Source organism: Luteibacter sp. (assembly GCF_051958795.1).
Classification (GTDB): domain Bacteria; phylum Pseudomonadota; class Gammaproteobacteria; order Xanthomonadales; family Rhodanobacteraceae; genus Luteibacter.
In genome coordinates, this window is the sequence record NZ_JBQCFT010000362.1 from 1 (window position 1) to 4956 (window position 4956).

General features: G+C 66.5%; 3 protein-coding genes. 1 reads left to right on the plus strand and 2 read right to left on the minus strand.

Annotated elements, in window-relative coordinates; all coding sequences use genetic code 11:
- Positions 1-572: transketolase C-terminal domain-containing protein (locus ACTHLF_RS19290; RefSeq protein WP_440329545.1), on the plus strand; the 572-nt coding region annotated here is incomplete at its 5' end.
- A 93-nt stretch (positions 573-665) separates the two neighbouring features.
- On the opposite strand, the gene ACTHLF_RS19295 is transcribed toward ACTHLF_RS19290, so the two are convergent.
- Both ACTHLF_RS19295 and ppk1 read right to left on the minus strand, forming a co-directional pair.
- Complete coding sequence (locus ACTHLF_RS19295) at positions 666-2390, minus strand: sensor domain-containing diguanylate cyclase (RefSeq protein WP_440329547.1); 1725 nt, start codon at positions 2388-2390, stop codon at positions 666-668.
- A 181-nt stretch (positions 2391-2571) separates the two neighbouring features.
- Positions 2572-4737, minus strand: coding sequence for a polyphosphate kinase 1 (gene ppk1 / locus ACTHLF_RS19300; protein ID WP_440329549.1), 2166 nt, complete (start codon positions 4735-4737; stop codon positions 2572-2574).
- Positions 4738-4956 lie beyond the last annotated feature (219 nt).

Here is a 4956-nt window from a genome sequence, read left to right on the forward strand (position 1 = left end):
CCAGCCGTGGTGATGATGCGGCGACCATGCTGCGGACGCTGGCCGCGCTCGCCAAGGTCGACGGGCGCGTCACGGCGTTCCTCGAGCCGATCGCGCTGTACATGACGAAGGACCTCTACGAGGCCGGCGACGGCCAGTGGCAGTTCGGCTACCCGGCACAGGGTGAAGCGATGCCGCTGGGCGAGGGTCGCGTGTACAACGACGCCGCCGACGACCTGGTGATCTTCACCTTCGGCAATGGCGTCCCGATGAGCCTGCGCGCCGCTCGCCGGATCGAAGCTGCACGGGGCTGGAAGGTGCGCGTCGTGGACCTGCGCTGGCTGGTACCGCTCAACGACGCTTTCATCGCCGAACAGGCCAGGGGCGCGAAGCGGATCATGGTGGTCGACGAGGGGCGCAAGAGCGCAGGCGTGGGCGAGGGCGTGATCACGGCGATCGTCGAGGCCGGGCTCGGCGCGACCCCGCTGCAGCGCGTCGTGGGCGTGGATACGTTCACGCCGCTGGCTGGCGCGGCATTCCTGGTCCTCCCGGGCGACGACGACATCGTGGCCGCCGCCGACAAGCTGGCCTGAGAACAGTAGGAGCGTCCTGTGGGAGCGTGCTTGCACGCGATGGGTGCTCGCGGCACGGCCCATCTCGCGCAAGCGCGCTCCCACAAATGCACTTTAAGACGTCGTCGTGGCCTTGCTGCGAACGAGGACGGGTCCAGTGGGACCCGAGCAGATCACCCGGTTACGGCCACCCAGCTTCGCCGCATACATCGCCTGGTCCGCGCGCTCGATCAGCGACTGGACCGTGTCCGCCGGCGTGCGGATCGCTACGCCGATGGACACGGTGAGCGCCTCTTTCTCGCCGATGTGCACATCCAGGCGGCTGACGCGACGGCAGAGGCGGGTGGCGATCTGCACCGCGTTCTCGCGCTCCGCACCCTGGAGCAGGGCGACGAACTCCTCGCCACCGTAGCGGCCAAGCAGGTCGCTCGGCCGCAGCTCATGGCGCAACGCGCCCGCCACGGCGACCAGGGCGCGGTCGCCGGCGGCGTGGCCGTGCCGGTCGTTCAGCGATTTGAAATGGTCGAGGTCCAGGAAGAGCAGGGCGATCGGCCGGTTCATGCCTTCCTCGAGCGTCGCCAGCGCCGCATCCGTCCAAGCCCGGCGGTTCAGTACGCCGGTGAGCGGATCGGCATCCGCGAGCTGGCGGGCCTTATCGCGATCATGGCGAATCGTGAGGGCGCGGTCCGAGAGACCGATGGAGAGCACGATCGCCTCGAAAGCGCCGATGGCGATGGCAGCATCCGGCAACCATGGCGCATCGGCGAACATGCCCTGCAGTTGCGCCCCGCAGGCGGCCGTAAGCAGGAGCAGTGGCGTCCAGCCGACCAGGAAGAACCACGCATGGCGTGAGCCGCGCGCCGCGGCGATCGCGCCTGCGACCAGGAGCAGCAACGCGCCAAGCAACAGCAGCGGCTGCAGCAACAGGTGGGCCGTGCCCACCAGCAGGGCAACGCCGGTCATCTGGCAGAAGGCGATCATGGGCATCCCGACGGCGAACGCCAGCACGGGCATGCGCAACAGGGGCACGTAATCGTCGATCTTGCAGAAGCGCAGCATGAACAACGCCGCGAATGTGACCGACAGGGCGGTCGCGATCGTGGCGAGGGCATCGCCCATTCCCGCAAGGCTCTGCAGTTCCATCGGGTGGAAAATGAAGCCGGTCTTCACGCCCTGGATCAGCGCGTAGCAGACCAGGTAGGCGGCATACCAGCCGAAGGTCATATCGCGCAGGATCAAGGCGAAGCACAGTGCCATCAGCCCCATGGCCACCATGACGGCGAAGCAGCTGCTGGCGAACATCAGCCAGCCTGCATCGTCACGCAGGTAATCCGGCCAGCTATCGATGGCGATGGTGACCGCGCCCGGAGGCTTGGCCGTCGGCTCGAACTTCAGCAACAGCGGGCGCGAGGCAGGCACGGTATCCGGGATAGCGAAAACGAGCCTGCCGTGGCCATGCAACGCTGAACCGAAATCATCGAGCGAGGTGGTCAGCTTCTGGCCTGAGCCGAGGAACAGGCTCACCTTGCCGGGTCCGGGGTTGTGGATGCTCAGCACCCGGCCACCCTCGGTCCAGGGCGGCAGTGCGCGCAAGATCACCCAGGTGCCGCCCTCGCCCGAGCGAAACACCTGCATGCGCGTGGGGTCGAACGACGGCAGGGACGTGGTCCATGCCTCGGTCAGGACCTTGGCAGGGTCATCGCCCGGGCGAACGTCACGGTAGTTACCGGTGAGGGTGGTCCCCGCGTGGGCGTGTCCAGCGACGGCCAGCAGCACGCAGCAGAGCACCGCCTGGAAAAGGCGGGTGATCGCCGTAAGTTGCTGCCCCTGCTTACCCATGCCCGAATCCTGCGAATGACACCGCGGCGCGCCTATGGCGCGCGGCCTGGATCCGATGCGATCAGAAGAAAGCGCCGTCTCCCCTCAACAGCGCCCTCATTGTGCACTGGTGCCGAAACTGTGTCGCGTCTGCCGTTTGGGCTAGGTGAAGACCCCGGCGTCAGGGCGCCGGGGCAGTGCGTCAGGGCGCTGGGGCAGTGACGGCCAGGCCGGCATAGCGCTCCAGGAGCTGGGCCTGGGCGTTCCGGACGGGGGCGCCCGCGGTCGGCTGGACCAGCACGTAGGTGCCATCCGCCTGTTGCAACCAGGCCGAGTGGTTGTCGGCCAGGTACAGGTCCAGTTCCTTCCTGACCCGCTGGCGCAGCTTCTTGCCCTCGATGGGGAAGCAGGTCTCGACACGGCGGTCGAGGTTGCGCTCCATCATGTCGGCGCTGGCAAGGTACAGGTCCGGCTCGCCATCGTTATGGAACCAGTAGACGCGGCTGTGCTCCAGGAAGCGACCCACCACCGAACGCACGCGGATATTGTCGGAAACGCCCGGTATGCCTGCCCGCAGGCAGCACATGCCGCGCACGATCAGGTCGATCTTCACGCCGGCCTGGCTGGCCCGGTAGAGCGCGCGGATCATCTTCGGGTCGGTGATGGCGTTGAGCTTGCAGACGATCTCGGCCTTCTTGCCGGCCGCCGCGTTGGTGGCCTCGCGCGCGATGAGTTCGATCAGGGTCTTCTTGAGGGTGAACGGCGCGTAGAGCATCCGCTTCATCTTCAGCGCCTTGCCCATGCCGGTCAGCAGCCGGAACAGTTTGTGCACGTCATCGCACAGGGCTTCGTCGGAGGTCAGCAGGCTGTAGTCGGTGTAAAGGCGTGCGTTGCCCGAGTGGTAGTTACCGGTGCCAAGGTGCGCATAGCTCACCAGCTTGCCGTTCTCACGGCGCTGCACATAGGCCAGCTTGGCGTGGGTCTTCACGCCCACGACACCGTAGGTCACCACGGCACCGGCCTGCTGCAGGCGCGAGGCGAGGCTCAGGTTGGATTCCTCGTCGAAGCGCGCACGCAGTTCCACCACGGCGGTGACTTCCTTGCCGGCACGGGCGGCTTCGACCAGCGCATCGACGATTTCGGAATTCGCGCCACTGCGGTAGAGGGTCTGCTTGATCGTCAGTACCTGCGGATCCTTCGCGGCCTGGCGCAGGAAATCCACCACCGGCGAGAACGACTCGAACGGGTGGTACAGCAGGATGTCCTGCTTGCCGATCACGGCGAACATATCCTCCGCATCCGCCAGCGCCTTGGGCAACGCGGGGACGAACGGGGGGTACTGCAGGCGTGCGTATTCCGGCTTCAGCGTCATCTCGAACAGGCGCGCGAGGTTCACCGGGCCGTTTACTTCGTAAAGCGAATCCGCATCCAGCGCGTACTGCTTCAGCAGGTAATCGACCAGCGGCTTCGGGCAGTTATCGGCCACCTCGAGACGGACGGCGTCACCGTAACGGCGCGAGAAAAGTTCACCGCGCAGCGTGCGGGCCAGGTCTTCCACATCCTCCGGGTCGATCGAAAGGTCGGCGTTGCGCGTGAGGCGGAACTGGTAGGAACCAAGCACGCGCATGCCCGGGAACAGATCGTCCGCGTGCGCGTGGATGATCGACGACAGCAGCACGTAGTTGTCGCCGTCCTCGCACACGTCGGCCGGCAGGCGGATGATGCGCGGCAGGATGCGCGGCGCCGGCACGATCGCCAGGCCCGAATCGCGGCCAAACGCATCGGTGCCTTCGAGCTGCACGATGAAGTTCAGGCTCTTGTTGACCAGCCGCGGGAACGGGTGGGTCGGATCCAGGCCGATCGGCGTGATCAGCGGCGCGACCTCGTGGCGGAAATAGCGGCGCACCCACAGCTTCTGCTTCTGCGACCACTGGTTGCGGCGGACGATGCGGATGCCCTGGTCCGCCAGCGCGGGCAGGATTTTCTCATTGAGGATCGCGTACTGGCGCTCGATCTGTTTGTGCGCGATCTCGGAAATTTCGGAGAGGACGCGGCGCGGCGGAATGCCGTCGGCGCCGATGACCTCATGGTCGAAGGCAATCTGCTGCTTCAGGCCCGCGACGCGGATCTCGAAGAACTCATCCATGTTCGACGAAAAGATGAGCAGGAACTTGAGCCGTTCGATCAGCGGCTTGGTTTCATCCAGCGCCTGGTCGAGCACGCGGATGTTGAACTGCAGCTGCGAAAGCTCGCGATGGATGTAGAACGACGGGTCGTTCAGGTCGATGGCAGGCACTTCCACCGGGGCCGGGGCCGGCTTCGCGGCGGCCACTTTCGCAGGCGCTGTGGGTTCGGTGGCGTTCGTCATCGTGTCCAAGCGTCAGTCCTCATCGCGGTTCGCGACGCCCTGATGGTACGCCGCCCGGGGAGGATATGACCGTGCCTTGACACACTCGTGACACCGTTGGGCCGGTGTAGGGTTGTGGGGGGGGGGGGGGGGGGGGGGGGGGGCGGGGGAGCCCCCCCCCCCGCCCAAACACAGCCCAAGCCCGGCGGGGGGGCGGGAGCGCGAGAAGACCCAAGAGCC

Excerpts from the sequence above, each read along its gene's own strand:
- ACTHLF_RS19295 (WP_440329547.1), bottom strand. The coding sequence starts at position 2,390 with ATGGGTAAGCAGGGGCAGCAACTTACGGCGATCACCCGCCTTTTCCAG.
- ppk1 (WP_440329549.1), bottom strand. The coding sequence starts at position 4,737 with ATGACGAACGCCACCGAACCCACAGCGCCTGCGAAAGTGGCCGCCGCG.